At 72.2% G+C, this 14,957-nt stretch carries 13 protein-coding genes; 12 read left to right on the plus strand and 1 reads right to left on the minus strand.

All coding sequences use genetic code 11. The annotated features are described in order from the left end of the window. Positions 1–273 precede the first annotated feature (273 nt). From pyrG to NON19_RS06615, 9 genes are all read left to right on the plus strand, one after another. The gene (gene pyrG, locus NON19_RS06575; RefSeq protein WP_372514012.1) at positions 274–1,980 is read left to right on the plus strand and encodes a CTP synthase; all 1,707 of its coding nucleotides are present in this window, start codon (positions 274–276) and stop codon (positions 1,978–1,980) included. Positions 1,981–2,063: 83 nt separating this feature from the next. Next, on the plus strand, positions 2,064–2,699 hold the full coding sequence (locus NON19_RS06580) for an NUDIX domain-containing protein (protein WP_255925692.1): 636 nt from the start codon (positions 2,064–2,066) through the stop codon (positions 2,697–2,699). A 302-nt stretch (positions 2,700–3,001) separates the two neighbouring features. Further along, positions 3,002–5,050, plus strand: coding sequence for a tetratricopeptide repeat protein (locus NON19_RS06585; protein WP_255925693.1), 2,049 nt, complete (start codon positions 3,002–3,004; stop codon positions 5,048–5,050). Between the two features lie 221 nt (positions 5,051–5,271). Further along, on the plus strand, positions 5,272–6,387 hold the full coding sequence (gene ald / locus NON19_RS06590; protein WP_255925962.1) for an alanine dehydrogenase: 1,116 nt from the start codon (positions 5,272–5,274) through the stop codon (positions 6,385–6,387). Between the two features lie 434 nt (positions 6,388–6,821). Next, the gene (locus NON19_RS06595; protein WP_255925694.1) at positions 6,822–7,895 is read left to right on the plus strand and encodes a ParA family protein; all 1,074 of its coding nucleotides are present in this window, start codon (positions 6,822–6,824) and stop codon (positions 7,893–7,895) included. Next, the gene (locus NON19_RS06600; protein ID WP_255925695.1) at positions 7,880–8,461 is read left to right on the plus strand and encodes a hypothetical protein; all 582 of its coding nucleotides are present in this window, start codon (positions 7,880–7,882) and stop codon (positions 8,459–8,461) included. The genes NON19_RS06595 and NON19_RS06600 overlap by 16 nt, the downstream gene beginning before the upstream one ends. A 275-nt stretch (positions 8,462–8,736) precedes the next feature. Further along, on the plus strand, positions 8,737–9,864 hold the full coding sequence (locus NON19_RS06605) for a segregation and condensation protein A (protein WP_255925696.1): 1,128 nt from the start codon (positions 8,737–8,739) through the stop codon (positions 9,862–9,864). Then, a complete protein-coding gene (gene scpB, locus NON19_RS06610; protein ID WP_255925697.1) occupies positions 9,857–10,498 on the plus strand; it encodes an SMC-Scp complex subunit ScpB in 642 nt (213 codons plus the stop codon). Before NON19_RS06605 ends, scpB begins: the two co-directional genes overlap by 8 nt. After that, positions 10,498–11,538, plus strand: a complete 1,041-nt coding sequence (locus NON19_RS06615) for a pseudouridine synthase (RefSeq protein ID WP_255925699.1) — start codon at positions 10,498–10,500, stop codon at positions 11,536–11,538. Before scpB ends, NON19_RS06615 begins: the two co-directional genes overlap by 1 nt. Positions 11,539–11,969: 431 nt before the next feature. Here the strand turns inward: NON19_RS06615 and NON19_RS06620 are convergent, their stop codons facing one another. Continuing rightward, a complete protein-coding gene (locus NON19_RS06620) occupies positions 11,970–12,332 on the minus strand; it encodes a DUF952 domain-containing protein (protein ID WP_255925700.1) in 363 nt (120 codons plus the stop codon). A gap of 88 nt (positions 12,333–12,420) precedes the next feature. On the opposite strand from NON19_RS06620, the gene NON19_RS06625 reads away from it, so the two are divergent. The 3 genes from NON19_RS06625 (at position 12,421) to NON19_RS06635 (ending at position 14,930) form a co-directional block, all read left to right on the plus strand. Next, positions 12,421–13,506, plus strand: a complete 1,086-nt coding sequence (locus NON19_RS06625) for a prephenate dehydrogenase (protein WP_255925963.1) — start codon at positions 12,421–12,423, stop codon at positions 13,504–13,506. An 84-nt stretch (positions 13,507–13,590) separates the two neighbouring features. Beyond that, positions 13,591–14,274: a (d)CMP kinase gene (cmk, locus tag NON19_RS06630; protein ID WP_255925701.1), complete on the plus strand. Its 684-nt coding sequence runs from the start codon at positions 13,591–13,593 to the stop codon at positions 14,272–14,274. 68 nt (positions 14,275–14,342) lie between these two features. Then, complete coding sequence (locus NON19_RS06635) at positions 14,343–14,930, plus strand: lysophospholipid acyltransferase family protein (protein WP_255925964.1); 588 nt, start codon at positions 14,343–14,345, stop codon at positions 14,928–14,930. The last annotated feature ends 27 nt before the right edge of the window (positions 14,931–14,957 follow it).

Raw genomic sequence — 14,957 nt, forward strand, 5'->3', positions numbered from 1 at the left:
GGGCGCGTGCGTTCTCCGGACGGCCGATTTCGGCCGGTCGGGTGAGCCGTGCGCCCAGCGCGACACGGTGACCGCGGGCGGTGAACGGCGGCCCGCTCGTACGCCGCCGCGCGCGGTTCGCCGGGGCGGTTGCCGCGCCGCCGAACGCGGTCGGGTCCAGCCGCTGATACGCTGGTAGCCCGTGGGCCGGTGGGTTGAACCACTGAACCGCCTCGACGACTCCACCCCACACCGAGCCGTTGATCCTCACCTCGCGACCACGGGAGCCCCCTCTTGGCACTGCCTCATCCTGGCAAAAACCAGACGACCAAGCACATCTTCGTCACCGGGGGTGTGGCCTCGTCGCTCGGCAAGGGGCTGACGGCCTCCAGCCTCGGCGCCCTGCTCAAGGCGCGCGGCCTGCGGGTCACCATGCAGAAGCTCGACCCGTACCTGAACGTCGACCCCGGGACGATGAACCCGTTCCAGCACGGCGAGGTGTTCGTCACCAACGACGGTGCCGAGACCGACCTGGACATCGGCCACTACGAGCGGTTCCTCGACGTCGACCTGGATGGTTCGGCCAACGTCACCACCGGCCAGGTGTACTCCTCGGTGATCGCCAAGGAGCGGCGCGGTGAGTACCTCGGTGACACGGTGCAGGTGATTCCCCACATCACCAACGAGATCAAGTCGCGGATCCGGCGGATGGCCACCGACGACGTCGACGTGGTCATCACCGAGGTCGGCGGCACCGTCGGCGACATCGAGTCGCTGCCGTTCCTGGAGTCGGTACGCCAGGTCCGGCACGAGGTCGGCCGGGACAACGTGTTCTTCGTGCACGTCTCCCTGCTGCCGTACATCGGCCCGTCCGGCGAGCTGAAGACCAAGCCGACGCAGCACTCGGTCGCGGCGCTGCGCAACATCGGTATCCAGCCGGACGCGATCGTGCTGCGTGCCGACCGCGAGGTGCCGACCGCCATCAAGCGCAAGATCTCGCTGATGTGCGACGTGGACGAGGACGCGGTGGTGGCCGCGATCGACGCCAAGTCGATCTACGACATCCCCAAGGTGCTGCACGGCGAGGGCCTGGACGCGTACGTCGTGCGCCGCCTGGACCTGCCCTTCCGCGACGTGGACTGGACGCAGTGGGACGACCTGCTGGACCGGGTGCACAACCCCGCCCACGAGGTGACGGTCGCGCTGGTCGGCAAGTACATCGACCTGCCGGACGCCTATCTGTCGGTGACCGAGGCGCTGCGCGCGGGCGGCTTCGCCAACAACACCCGGGTGAAGATCAAGTGGGTCACCTCGGACGACTGCCGTGACGCGGCCGGTGCCGAGCGGCAGCTCGCGGACGTGGACGCGGTCTGCGTGCCCGGCGGCTTCGGCGACCGTGGTGTGGAGGGCAAGGTCGCGGCCATCGCCTACGCCCGGGAGAACAAGATCCCGCTGCTGGGCCTGTGCCTCGGCCTGCAGTGCGTGGTCATCGAGGCGGCCCGCAACCGCGCCGGTATCAAGGACGCCAACTCCACCGAGTTCGACCCCGCCACCGCGCACCCGGTGATCTCCACGATGGCCGAGCAGCTCGACATCGTCGAGGGCAAGGGCGACCTGGGCGGCACCATGCGGCTGGGCATCTACCCGGCCAAGCTCGCCGAGGGCTCCATCGTGCGCGAGGTCTACGGCGGCGAGCCGTACGTCGAGGAGCGGCACCGGCACCGCTACGAGGTCAACAACGCCTACCGCGCGGAGCTGGAGAAGAAGGCCGGAATCGTCTTCTCCGGCACCTCGCCGGACAACAAGCTGGTGGAGTACGTGGAGTACCCGCGCGAGGTGCACCCGTACCTGGTCGCCACCCAGGCGCACCCGGAGCTGAAGTCCCGGCCGACCCGTCCGCACCCGCTGTTCGCGGGCCTGGTCGCGGCGGCGGTCCGCCGCCAGCAGGGCGCCGACGCGCTGGCCGAGCCGGTGAAGGAGCAGGCCAAGGCCAAGGCCTGAGCTCGGACTCGAAAGGGTGCCGGGGCGACCACGTGTGCGGTCACCCCGGCACCGCCGTTCCCCCCCGGAGGAGCCGAAGACCCATGCATGAGCCCGTTGTTCACGACACCCCTGAGGAGTGGCCGGTCTCGGCCACCGAGACGCCGTTCACCGGCCGGGTGACCGGTGTGCGCAGCGACCTGGTGACGATGCCGGACGGCAGCACCGCCCGCCGCGACTACCAGACGCACCCCGGTTCGGTGGCCGTGGTGGCGCTCGACGAGGACGGCCGGGTACTGGTGCTGCGGCAGTACCGGCATCCGGTGCGGCAGCGGCTGTGGGAGGTCCCGGCCGGGTTGCTGGACGTGCCCGGTGAGCATCCGCTGCACGCGGCGCAGCGCGAGCTGTACGAGGAGGCGCACGTCAAGGCGGCGGACTGGCGGGTGCTGGTGGACATCTACAGCACTCCCGGCGGCTCCGACGAGGCGATCCGGATCTTCCTCGCCCGCGAGCTGACGGATGCCGAGGGCGAGCGGTTCGCGGCCTCGGCGGAGGAGGCCGAGTTCGAGCACGCCCGCGTTCCGCTGGACGAGCTGGTGCGCGGCGTCCTCGCGGGGGAGCTGCACAACTCCTGCCTGGCGGTTGGGGTGTTGGCGCTGCGCGCAGTCCTCAACGGCGACGGCCCGCAGGCCCTCCGCCCAGCCGACGCACCGTGGCCAGCGCGCCCGTTCGAGCAGTAGGCGCTTCGCTGGAAGTGCCGCGAGGTCCCGTCGATCGGCTGCGGCGTCGTCGTGGCTGGTCGCGCCCACGCGGCGGAGCCGCACATGAACACAGCCCCGCGCCCCTTCGGGTCGCCGCCGCCGTGGGGGCGTGGCCCCCGCACGACCCAAGATCACCCGCGCGTGATACCCCCCGCGAATCCCCATGATCCGATGGAGTGATCATCACAGCGGGTTGCGCCGACCGCCCGGTGACAGGGCTCGTATCCTCCTGTGTACGCGCGGCACGCGCCGCGTAACACGGAAAACGGGAGTGTGGCCCCGTGACGGATCGCGCGCTGACCGTACGGACAGGCGCCTGCGCGCTGCCCGCGGTGCCGCCGTACTTCGTCGGGCGCGGCCGTGAACTGCGCGAGCTGCGCGCCGACATCGACCGCCCCGGCCTCGCCGCGCTGCGCGGCAAGGACCACGGCGGCTGCCGGGTGCTGCTGGTCGCGGGCCGCCCCGGCTCCGGCCGCACCGCGTTGGCCGTCCGCCTTGCCCACGAGGTCGCCGACCGGTATCCCGACGGCCGGTACTACCTGCGGCTGACCGGCGGCGACGGCGAGCCCGTGCCGTCGATCCGCGTCGCGCGCACCGTGCTGAGGGCGCTGGGCGGGACCGGTGCGGTGGCGGACGGCGCGTCGGAGGCGGAGGATCCGCTCGCCGTGCTGCGTACCGCGCTGGCCGGGCGCCGGGTGTTGATGGTGCTGGACGACGTGGCCACCGCCGACCAGGTGCTGCCGCTGCTGCCGCCGGGCGGCGGCCTGGTGATCGCCACCTCCGAGGGACCGCTCGCCGCGATCCCCGACGTACGGCCGTGCACCCTGGGCGGTCTGGACTCGGCGACCTCGGTCGAACTGCTCTCCGCGCTCGTCGGCTCGACCCGCGTCACCTGCGACCCCACCGCCACCGAGGCGCTCGCCGAGGAGTGCGGGGGCAACCCCACCGCGCTGCGCCTGACGGCCGGATGGCTCGCCGCCCGGCCTGGGATGTCGATGACCGACGCCATCCGCGAGCTCGGCGCGCTGCCTTGGGACGGCGCTCCCCCCACGCCCGTCGACCGGGCCTTCCGGCTGGTGCTGGGCGGGCTGCCGCAACCGGTCGCCCGACTGGCCCGGCTGCTGGCGCTGGCGCCGGACGGCGTGCTGGACGCGCACACCGCGTCCGCGCTGGCGGGCTGCCCGATGAGCACCGCCCAGACGATGCTCCGCGAGCTGCTCGGATACGGGCTGCTCCAGCGCGAAGTGCCGCTGGGGCCGGGGGAGTTGACCGAGGAGGACGCACGGTTCCGCGTCCCCGGCTGCCTGCACCCGCTGCTGCGGGCGCGGCTGGCGGCGGACGAGCGCCCCGCCGAGGTGCGGCTGGCCAGGGCCCGGATGCTGGAGCGCACCGTACGGCGGCTGCGGTCCTGCCGGGCCGCCGCGGAACCGGCCGGTTCGCCCGCCCGCCGCAGGATGGAGGAGTTGCCCCGGCCGCTGCGGTTCGGCTCGTCCGCGGTGGCCGCGGGATGGCTGGGCGGGCGGCTGCCGGTGCTGCTGGCCGCCGCGCGCGACGCGGTGGCCGACGGTGAACTCGACACGCTGGCACAGCGGTTGATCGCCGCACTGGTCAGGGCGCTGAACGCGCACCGCGCCGACACCGAGGCGCTACCGGAGCTGTACGAGCTGCACGGCCTGCTGCTGGCGGTCGCCGAGCGGCGGGCGCTGCCCCGGCAGACGGCGGCCGCGCTGATCAACCTCGCCGATCTGGACACCGCCGCCGGACGGACCAAGGAGGCGGTGGAGCGCTACCGCCGCGCCCTGGACGCGGCGAGGTCCGGCGACGACGGCTTCGCGGCGGGCCGTGCGCTGGAGGCGCTGGGCGACAGCTATCTGGAACTGGACGATCCGCAGCGGGCGGCGGACTGGTACGGCCGGGCGCTGGCGCTGCGCCAGTCGCGGGGCGAGTACGTCGAGCAGGCCAGGCTGCACGCCCGGCTGGCGAGGCTGCACACCCGCACCGGTGCGTACCCAGCCGCGCTGCGGGAGTGGCGGGCCGCCGGTGCGGCGCATCGCAGGCTGCGGGACGCCTCCGGGTACGCGATGGCGCTGGGCGAGGCGGCCGGGGTGCAGGAGCGCGCCGGGCAGCCGGAGGAGTCGCTGCGCACCTACCGGGACGCCCTGCACTGGGCGCGGCAGGCGGCGGACGCGCCGGTGGAGGGTGCCGTGCTGCTGCGGATGGCCGACGCCCTGGAGCGGCTCGGCGATCGGGCCGGGGCGAGGTTGCAGCGGGCGGCGGCTGAGGAGTTGCTGGGTCGTGGAGCGGGGCGGAGCGCACCCGGTGCCCGGTGAGCCGGGCACGAGGGTGCCCGTCCGTAATCGGACCACCACGCCTACGAATCTACTAGCTCCCTCGGCGAAAATAGTCACTTTGTAAGGCTAGACAGCGGGTCTTCCTTCATTAGACTTGACCCAGCCGCGGGCAACGCGGTCAGGTCCGGCGTGTGACGTTTTACCGCGCTATGTCCGGACAGGCATCTGCATCTCTCATTGAGCCAAGGACCGTGATCGACGTGAAGGTCGGTATCCCCCGCGAGGTCAAGAACAACGAGTTCCGGGTCGCCATCACCCCCGCCGGGGTGCACGAGCTGGTGCGCAACGGGCACCAGGTGTTCGTGGAGCAGGGCGCTGGCACCGGCTCCTCCATCCCGGACGAGGAGTACGTCGCGGCCGGTGCGCGGATCCTCGGCACCGCCGACGAGGTCTGGGCCACCGCCGACCTGCTGCTGAAGGTCAAGGAGCCGATCGCGGAGGAGTACCACCGGCTCCGCAAGGACCAGACCCTCTTCACCTATCTGCACCTGGCCGCCTCCCGCGAGTGCACCGACGCGCTGCTGGAGTCCGGGACCACCGCCATCGCCTACGAGACGGTGGAGCTGGCCAACCGCGCACTGCCGCTGCTCGCTCCGATGTCCGAGGTCGCGGGCCGTCTCGCCCCGCAGGTCGGCGCTTACCACCTGATGCGCCACTCCGGCGGCCGCGGCGTGCTGCCGGGCGGTGTCCCGGGTGTGGCGCCCGCCAAGGCCGTCGTCATCGGCGGTGGCGTCTCCGGCTGGAACGCGACCCAGATCGCCGTCGGCATGGGCTTCGAGGTGACGCTGCTCGACCGCGACATCAACAAGCTGCGTGAGGCCGACAAGATCTTCGGCACCAAGGTGAAGACCGTCGTCTCCAACGCCTTCGAGCTGGAGAAGGCCGTCCTCGACGCCGACCTGGTCATCGGTGCGGTGCTGATCCCGGGTGCCAAGGCGCCGAAGCTGGTCACCAACGAGATGGTCTCGCGGATGAAGCCGGGCTCCGTGCTCGTCGACATCGCCATCGACCAGGGCGGCTGCTTCGAGGACTCGCGTCCCACCACGCACGCCGAGCCGACCTTCCAGGTGCACAACTCGGTCTTCTACTGCGTCGCCAACATGCCGGGTGCGGTGGCCAACACCTCCACCAACGCGCTCACCAACGCCACGCTGCCGTACATCATCGAGCTGGCCAACCGCGGCTGGCGTGAGGCGCTGCGCCGGGACGCGGCGCTGGCCAAGGGCCTCAACACCCACGAGGGCCAGGTCGTTTACCGCTCTGTCGCCGAGGCGCACGGGCTGGAGTCGATCGAGCTCAGCTCCCTGCTCGGCTGACCACCCGCTCCAGGGGGCCTTCGGGTTCGCAGCCAGCCACGGTCAGTTGGCGAGCGTGTCGCGTCAACCGGCATCAAAACCGTGTCACCGGCCGGGTCTTGTCCAACAAGGCCCGGCCGGTCCGCTTCGCAACGACTTTGTGACGATGGTTTCGTTGATAGCGTAACTGGCCCGGAACTTAACTGTTTTACCGTTTCGCACACCCGCGAAAGATCCCGGTTGCGCTCCTTACGCCCTTGACATCGGGGTGTTCGGTTGCCGACACATCGTGCCGTGTCCGGTGGATTGTGTTGCTGCGAACGGCCGACACGCCATAGAGTCGCCAACCGTCGGCATGGTGTCACGCTGACCTATTGAGAAGTTTCCTGGTCACCAAGGAGGTAAGACGACTTGTGAATGAGTCGACATTTGCTCCCGGGGGTGGTCAACCAGGAATGACCGTTGAGGGTCCGAGCCCGGCTGGACTTGGAGCCGTTGGGTCCGTTGCCGTCCGCACCTTCGAAGCACGCCGGACCGATTCGAGCACGGAGACGCAAGCAACACACGCCATGTCGTCATACGAGGAAGACCTTCAGGGCGGTCAGTTCTACGACCCGGACGCCGAATACGAGCCGGACCCCGAGTACGCGGCCACCCTGGCCCCGGACGCCGCCCGGCAGCGCCGTGAGCGCGTCGGCCCGACCGGCCGTCCGCTGCCGTACTTCCCCATCCCCGGTCCGCTCACCGAGCACGGCCCGGCCCAGATCATCGCGATGTGCAACCAGAAGGGCGGGGTCGGCAAGACCACCTCGACCATCAACCTGGGCGCCGCGCTGGCCGAGTACGGACGCCGGGTGCTGCTCGTCGACTTCGACCCGCAGGGCGCGCTCTCCGTCGGCCTCGGCGTCAACCCCATGGAGCTGGACCTGACGGTCTACAACCTGCTCATGGAACGCGGTATGGCCGCCGACGAGGTGCTGCTGAAGACCGCCGTGCCGGGGATGGACCTGCTGCCCAGCAATATCGACTTGTCGGCCGCCGAAGTGCAGTTGGTCTCCGAGGTGGCGCGTGAGTCGACGCTTCAGCGCGCGCTCAAGCCGCTGGTCGCCGACTACGACTACGTCATCATCGACTGCCAGCCGTCGCTCGGTCTGCTGACCGTCAACGCGCTGACCGCAGCGCACCGGGTGATCGTCCCGCTGGAGTGCGAGTTCTTCGCGCTGCGCGGTGTCGCGCTGCTCACCGAGACCATCGAGAAGGTCCGCGAGCGGCTCAACCCCGAACTCGAACTCGACGGCATCCTGGCCACCATGTACGACTCGCGCACCGTGCACAGCCGCGAGGTGCTGGCCCGCGTCGTCGAGGCGTTCGACGACCACGTCTTCCACACCGTCATCGGCCGCACCGTCCGCTTCCCGGAGACCACGGTGGCTGGCGAGCCGATCACGACCTACGCCTCCAACTCCGTTGGCGCGGCCGCGTACCGACAGCTCGCCAGGGAGGTGCTCGCCCGGTGCCACGCCGAGTGAGTCTCCCCGGAGCCGACGAACTGTTCCGTACCACAGGGGGAATGGCGCTCCAGCCGTCAACTCCCCGGCAGCACAACAACGGTGACGCCACCACGTCCGCCGAGCGGCTGCGCTCGGTACCGGCGGCCGACGAGGACGGTACCGCCGCCGCGCGCCGCGCTGAGGACGACGAGCCGGGCGGCGAGGACGCGGCTCGCCGTGAGCAGGCCGACGCCAAGGCCACGGCGGCCGCGGAACACACCCGCTCCGACGCCCCCGAGGCGCCCAGCCCGACCACCCCGGCGCAGCGCCGCCCCGCGCAGGAGCACCCGGCGCCGGAGCGTCGGCGGCGCGGCGCGCCCAACCGCCGTCCCAGCGGCCGGGAACGGCACGACGAGAAGATCACGGTCTATGTCTCCGCCGAGGAGCTGATGGACCTCGAACACGCCCGGCTGGTGCTGCGCGGTGAACACGGCCTCGCCGTGGACCGGGGCCGCATCGTGCGCGAGGCGGTCGCCGTGGTGCTGGCCGACCTCGAGTCGCGCGGCGACGCGAGCATCCTCGTCCGCCGTCTGCGCGGCCGCTAGACGCTCCGCTGGGGGTGCGGCTCGACGCTCCGCTGGGGATGCGGCAGTGTGCCGTCGGTTGTCTGCAGCGCCGTTGTGGCTGGTCGCGCCCACGCGGCGGAGCCGCACATGAACACAGCCCCGCGCCACTTCGGGGCGCTAGCTGGCGCGCTGTGCGGTAGGGCGGTTTTCCGGGGGGAAGCCCGCCGGACGCCCTCGCGAAACGCGACATCGTGTGGCGAACCTGGATAGGGTGCCGGTTCGGCCGACCACCCGCCCCGCCCTGTTGGAACACGATGACCGCAGCTGACCGCCCCGCCCGCCGCCCGCTGGGCCGAGGAGCGGCGCACCAGGCCCCGCCGCAGGCCGACTCCGGCACCGCGCTGGCCGAGCCGGGTTCGCAGCCGGAGGCCGGGCGGGCGACGGACACCGTGCCGCCACAGCCGGGCCCCACGGAACCGGCGCCCGCGACCGTACCGGAACCGGCGCCTCCAGGGACCACCGAACCGGCGGCCCCCACCGCGTCCGAACCGCCCGCACCCGAACCGCCCGCGTCCGAACCGCCCGTCGCCGCCGCGCCGGAGGCCGTGCCGGATGCCCAACCGGCCGTCGCGGACGGCCGGTTCACCGTTCGGCTGGAGAACTTCGAGGGCCCCTTCGACCTCCTGCTCCAGCTGATCTCCAAGCACAAGCTGGACGTCACCGAAGTCGCCCTGTCCAAGGTCACCGACGAGTTCATCGCGCACATCCGCGCGATGGGCGCCGACTGGGACCTGGACCAGGCCACCGAGTTCCTGGTCGTCGCGGCCACCTTGCTGGACCTGAAGGCAGCCCGGTTGCTGCCCGCGGCCGAGGTCGAGGACGAGGCCGACCTGGCCCTGCTGGAGGCCCGCGACCTGCTGTTCGCCCGGCTGCTCCAGTACCGCGCGTACAAGCAGGTCGCGCAGATCTTCGCCGACCGCCTGGACGCCGAGGGGTTGCGCTACCCCCGCACCGTCGGCCTGGAGCCGCACCACGCGGAACTGCTGCCGGAAGTGGCCATCAGCATCGGCCCGGAGGGGTTCGCCAAGCTGGCCGTCAAGGCGATGCAGCCCAAGCCCCGGCCGGCGGTGTACGTGGAGCACATCCACGCGCCGCTGGTCAGCGTGCGCGAGCAGGCGGACATCGTCATCGCCCGGCTGCGCGCAGTGGGCACCGCGTCGTTCCAGGAACTGACCGCCGACGCCGCCGACACGCTCACCGTCGTCGCCCGCTTCCTCGCGCTGCTGGAGCTGTACCGGGAGAAGGCGGTCGCCCTGGACCAGGAGCAGGCGCTGGGCGCTCTCCAGGTCCGCTGGACCGGCGGCGAGGGCACCGGACAGCCGCTGGTCACCGACGAGTTCGACCAGGAACCCGGGGTAGGGAAGGATGGCCGGGATGACTGAGCAGCACGAGGCACCCGCGGCAGTGCCGTCCGTCGCCGACCTCGACGTGAAGCCCGCGCTCGAGGCGGTGCTGATGGTGGTGGACGAGCCCGCCACCGAGGAGCACCTGGCCAAGGTGCTGGAACGGCCGCGCCGCGAGGTCGCCGACGCGTTGCGCGAACTGTCCGACGAGTACGCGCGGGACCGGCGGGGCTTCGAACTGCGGTTGGTCGCGGGCGGTTGGCGGTTCTACACCCGGCCGCAGTTCGCGCCCGCGGTGGAGAAGTTCGTGCTCGACGGCCAGCAGGCCCGGCTCACCCAGGCCGCGCTGGAGACCCTCGCGGTGGTCGCGTACCGCCAGCCGGTCAGCCGCTCCCGGGTCTCCGCGGTGCGCGGGGTGAACTGCGACGGCGTGATGCGCACCCTGCTCCAGCGCGGTCTGGTGGAGGAGGCTGGGACGGAACCCGAGACAGGTGCGATCCTGTACAGGACGACGAACTACTTCCTGGAACGGATGGGCCTGCGCGGCCTCGACGAGCTGCCCGAGCTGGCCCCGTTCCTCCCGGAGGCGGACGCGGTCGAAGCGGAGTCCCCAGAAGGGATCCCGTCATTCGACCCGGACGCCCCCGACACGACCTCGACTACGGAACACTGATGCGAAGCAGCGGCAGGAACAGCGGAAACCGGAACTACCGGGGGGCGGGCAACCAGCGCGACGACAAGTCCAAGCGCGCCGGTCGCCCCCGTCCCGAGGAGCGCCGCTACGACGTGGGCGGTCACGGAACCGCCGGATCCGGCAAGCAGGGCAAGCCGGGTGGGCCCGGCAAGCCCGGCACCGGCAAGAAGGCCGTCCAGGGCCGCAGGACCGCCCCGGCCCGGCCGCGCGAGTACGAGGCCCAGATCGAGGAGCGCAACCGCGCCCGGCACGACAAGCCGCAGCTGAAGCTGCCCAAGACCTTCCCCGGTGCCGAGCAGGAGGGCGAGCGGCTGCAGAAGGTGCTGGCCCGCGCGGGCCTGGGCTCCCGCCGCGCCTGCGAGGAACTGATCGAGCAGCGCCGGGTGGAGGTCAACGGCAAGATCGTGACCGAGCAGGGCCTGCGCGTCGACCCGGAGAAGGACGAGGTCAAGGTCGACGGGCTCACCGTCGCCACCCAGGCCTACCTGTTCTTCGCGCTCAACAAGCCCGCCGGTGTGGTCTCCACGATGGAGGACCCGGAGGGCCGCCCGTGCCTCGGTGACTACGTCACCAACCGGGAGACCCGGCTGTTCCACGTCGGCCGACTGGACACCGAGACCGAGGGCATCATCCTGCTCACCAACCACGGGGAGCTGGCCAACCGCCTCACCCACCCGCGCTACGGCGTCACCAAGACCTATCTCGCCGCCATCCAGGGGCCGCTCCCGCGCGACCTGGGCCGACGGCTGAAGGACGGCATCGAGCTGGAGGACGGCTACGCCCGCGCCGACAGCTTCCGGGTGGTGGAGAACACCGGGAAGAACTACCTGGTCGAGGTCGCGCTGCACGAGGGCCGCAAGCACATCGTGCGCCGCATGCTCGCCGAGGCGGGCTTCCCGGTCGACAAGCTGGTGCGCACCCGCTTCGGTCCGATCGCCCTCGGCGACCAGAAGTCCGGCTGGCTGCGGCGGCTGACCAACACGGAGGTCGGCATGCTGATGAACGAGGTCGGCCTGTAGGACCCGCACCGCGGCGGGCTGGGGCGCGGCGGGCCACGGTGCGGCCGGCCGCGCCGTGGTGGCTTGCGGGGCGGTGGCTTGCGGTGCCGCAGGCGGCGCCGCGGTGGCTTGCGGTGCGGCGGGTCGCGCCGTGGTGGGTTGCGGTGCGGTGGGTCGCGGTGCCGCGGGCGGCGCCGCAGTGGCTTGCGGGCGTCCGGACACCGCCGGGCTGCTGCGTCGTGGTCGCTCACCGTCGCGGCGGTCGATCTGCCGGGGGTTTGCTCCCACCCGGCAGACCCCGAGGCTCGCCCCCCGCACACGTCCCCTGGGGGCCTGGGGGCTTGCCCCCAGAAAGACTCCGCCGCGACGGCGAGTAACCACGACGAACCGGGTCCGGCGGTGTCCGAACGCACCGCCACCCCCCAAAAAAACCAGGACCCAAGCCCGTCCGGCTAGGACCAGAGCTTCAGGCTGAGCGCCCGCCCCTCCGCATCCCGTTCCACCTCCAGCATTCCGGCGACCGCCGTCCGGTTGATCCGCCCGTACACGTGCGGGAAGAGGACGGTGGGCGCGGTACCCGGCGGCGGCGCCCCCGTGGGCGGCTCCCACCGCACCGGGGAGTCCAGCGCGTCCTCGTCGATGAGCAGCACCATCAGCGGGCCTACCGCGTCCCGGTAGAACGCGTCGGCCACCGCCAGCGCCGTGGACTCGTCGGGCGAGCAGTGCACGAAGCCGTCCTCGGCGAGCGTGGGCGGTGCGTACGGCCGCTCCGGGACGCGCAGCCAGTCGTCCAGCGGGACCACATGGAAGATCATGCGCAACGTTCTACCGGACGCGGCGCCCGAAGCCCGCATGGCCGGGACCGAAACGACCACCGGATCGGCGCAGTGGAAAAATGGCGCCATGCGAACCGCCGCCGTAATCGGCACCGGACTGATCGGCACCTCCGCCGCCCTGGCCCTGGCCAGCCGCGGGGTCACCGTCCACCTCCGCGACCACGACCCGGACGCTGCCCGTACCGCCGCCGCGCTCGGTGCCGGGACCACCGACGAGCCGCAGGGACCGGTCGACCTGGCGGTCGTCGCGGTGCCCCCGGCGCACGTCGCCAGGACGCTGGCGGAGGCACAGCGCGCCGGGCTGGCCCGCGGCTACCTCGACGTGGCCAGCGTCAAGGGCGGCCCGCGGCGCGATCTGGAGGCGCTGGGCTGCGACCTGTCGCAGTACATCGGCACGCATCCGATGGCGGGCCGGGAGCGGTCGGGCCCGCTCGCGGCCACCGCGGACCTGTTCGAGGGCCGCCCATGGGTGCTCACCCCGACCCCGAGCACCGACACCGAGGTGCTCAACCTGGCCCTGGAACTGGTCGCGTTGTGCCGCGCGGTCCCGGTGGTGATGGACGCCGACGCGCACGACCGGGCCGTCGCGCTGGTCTCGCACACCCCGCAGCTGCTGTCCAGCATGGTCGCCGCCCGCCTTGAGCACGCCGACGAGACCGCAGTGCGGCTGTGCGGCCAGGGCATCCGCGACGTGACCCGGATCGCCGCGTCCGAGCCGGAGATGTGGGTCGACATCCTGTCCGCCAACCCCGGGCCGGTCGCCGATGTGCTGGCCGAGGTCGCGGCCGACCTCGGCGAGACGGTGGAGGCGCTGCGTTCCCTGCAGTCGGCGGATGACGCCAAGCGGCGGGACGGTGCGGCGGGCATCGAGCGGGTGCTGCGGCGCGGCAACGCCGGACGGGTGCGGGTGCCGGGCAAGCACGGCGCGGCGCCCACGGTGTACGAGTCCGTGGTGGTGCTCATCGGCGACCAGCCCGGCGAGCTGGCCCGGGTCTTCGCCGACGCGGGCGCCGCCGGGGTCAACATCGAGGACGTGCGCATGGAGCACGCCACCGGCCAGCAGACGGGCCTGCTGCAACTGATGGTGGAGCCGAAGGCGGTGCCGGTGCTGATCGCCGCGCTGCGCGAGCGCGGCTGGTCCATCAGGCAGTAGGCCGCCGGGACAGCATCCCGCCCGCGGCCGGTAACCTTGTCGTTGGCGTTCTGCTCCCACCCGTGTACGAAAGGTCCCCCAGCTGTGGAAACTCCGGTGATCGTCGCCATCGACGGCCCTTCCGGCACGGGCAAGTCGAGCACGTCGAAGGCGGTCGCGGCCAAGCTGGGGCTGAGCTACCTGGACACCGGCGCCCAGTACCGGGCGATGACGTGGTGGATGCTGAGCAACGGCGTCGATGTCAACGACGCCGCTGAGGTGGCCACCGCCGCCCACAAGCCCACCATCGTCTCCGGCACCGACCCGGCCGCCCCGACCATCACGGTGGACGGCGCGGACGCCACGGGCCCGATCCGCACCCAGGAGGTCACCGCGGCGGTCAGCGCGGTCAGCGCGGTGCCCGAGGTGCGCGCCCGACTGGTGGAGCTGCAGCGCTCGGCCGCCGCCGCGGCGCCGAACGGGATCGTGGTGGAGGGCCGGGACATCGGCACCACAGTGTTGCCGGACGCCACCTTGAAGGTCTTCCTGACCGCCTCCGCCGAGGCGCGGGCGGCCCGGCGCAACGGCGAGCTGAAGGGCAAGGAGGCGGCCGACCTCGCCGCCACCCAGGCCGCGCTGGCCAAGCGGGACGCGGCCGACTCCGGCCGTAAGACCTCGCCGCTGGCCAAGGCGGACGACGCGATCGAGGTCGACACCACGGACCTCACCCTCGACCAGGTCATCGAGTGCATCGTCACCCTGATCGAGGAGAAGCGAGCGGCTCGGTGACGCGCACGCAGGGCGCGGTGCCCGGACCGTACGGCGCGGCCGTCGGCCGCCGGATCGGCATCGGCCTGATGAACGGCTGCTGGCGGCCCCGGGTGCTCGGCGCCTGGCGGTTCCCGGCCAGCGGCCCGGTCATCCTCGCGGGCAACCACGCGCACAACATCGACGGACCGATGCTGATCGGCACCGCACCGCGGCCGGTGCACTTCCTGGTCAAGCAGGAGGCGTTCATCGGCCCGCTGGACCCGTTCCTGCGGGGCATCGGCCAGCTGCCGGTGGACCGCGGACGGCCCGACCGGGCGGCGATCAGCGCGGCGCTGGGTGTGCTGGAGCGCGGCGGGGTGCTCGGGATCTTCCCCGAGGGCACCCGCGGCGCCGGTGACTTCGCCGAACTGCGGTCCGGGCTGGCCTACTTCGCGGTGCGCACCGGCGCGCCGGTGGTACCGGTGGCGGTGCTCGGCAGCGCCCGCGCCGGACGGCTCATTCCGGCGCTGCCGCCGCTGGGCAGCCGGATCGACGTGGTCTTCGGCGACCCGTTCGACCCGACCGACGGCAGCGGGCGGCGTACCCGCAGCGCGTTGGACACCGCCACCGCCCGCATCCAGAAGCAGCTGACGGCGCATCTGGAGTACGCCAGGCGCGCCACCGGGCGCGGCTGAGGAAACAACCCAAGACTTCGCTGACAG

This window comes from Streptantibioticus rubrisoli, assembly GCF_024436055.1.
Taxonomy (GTDB): domain Bacteria; phylum Actinomycetota; class Actinomycetes; order Streptomycetales; family Streptomycetaceae; genus Streptantibioticus_A; species Streptantibioticus_A rubrisoli.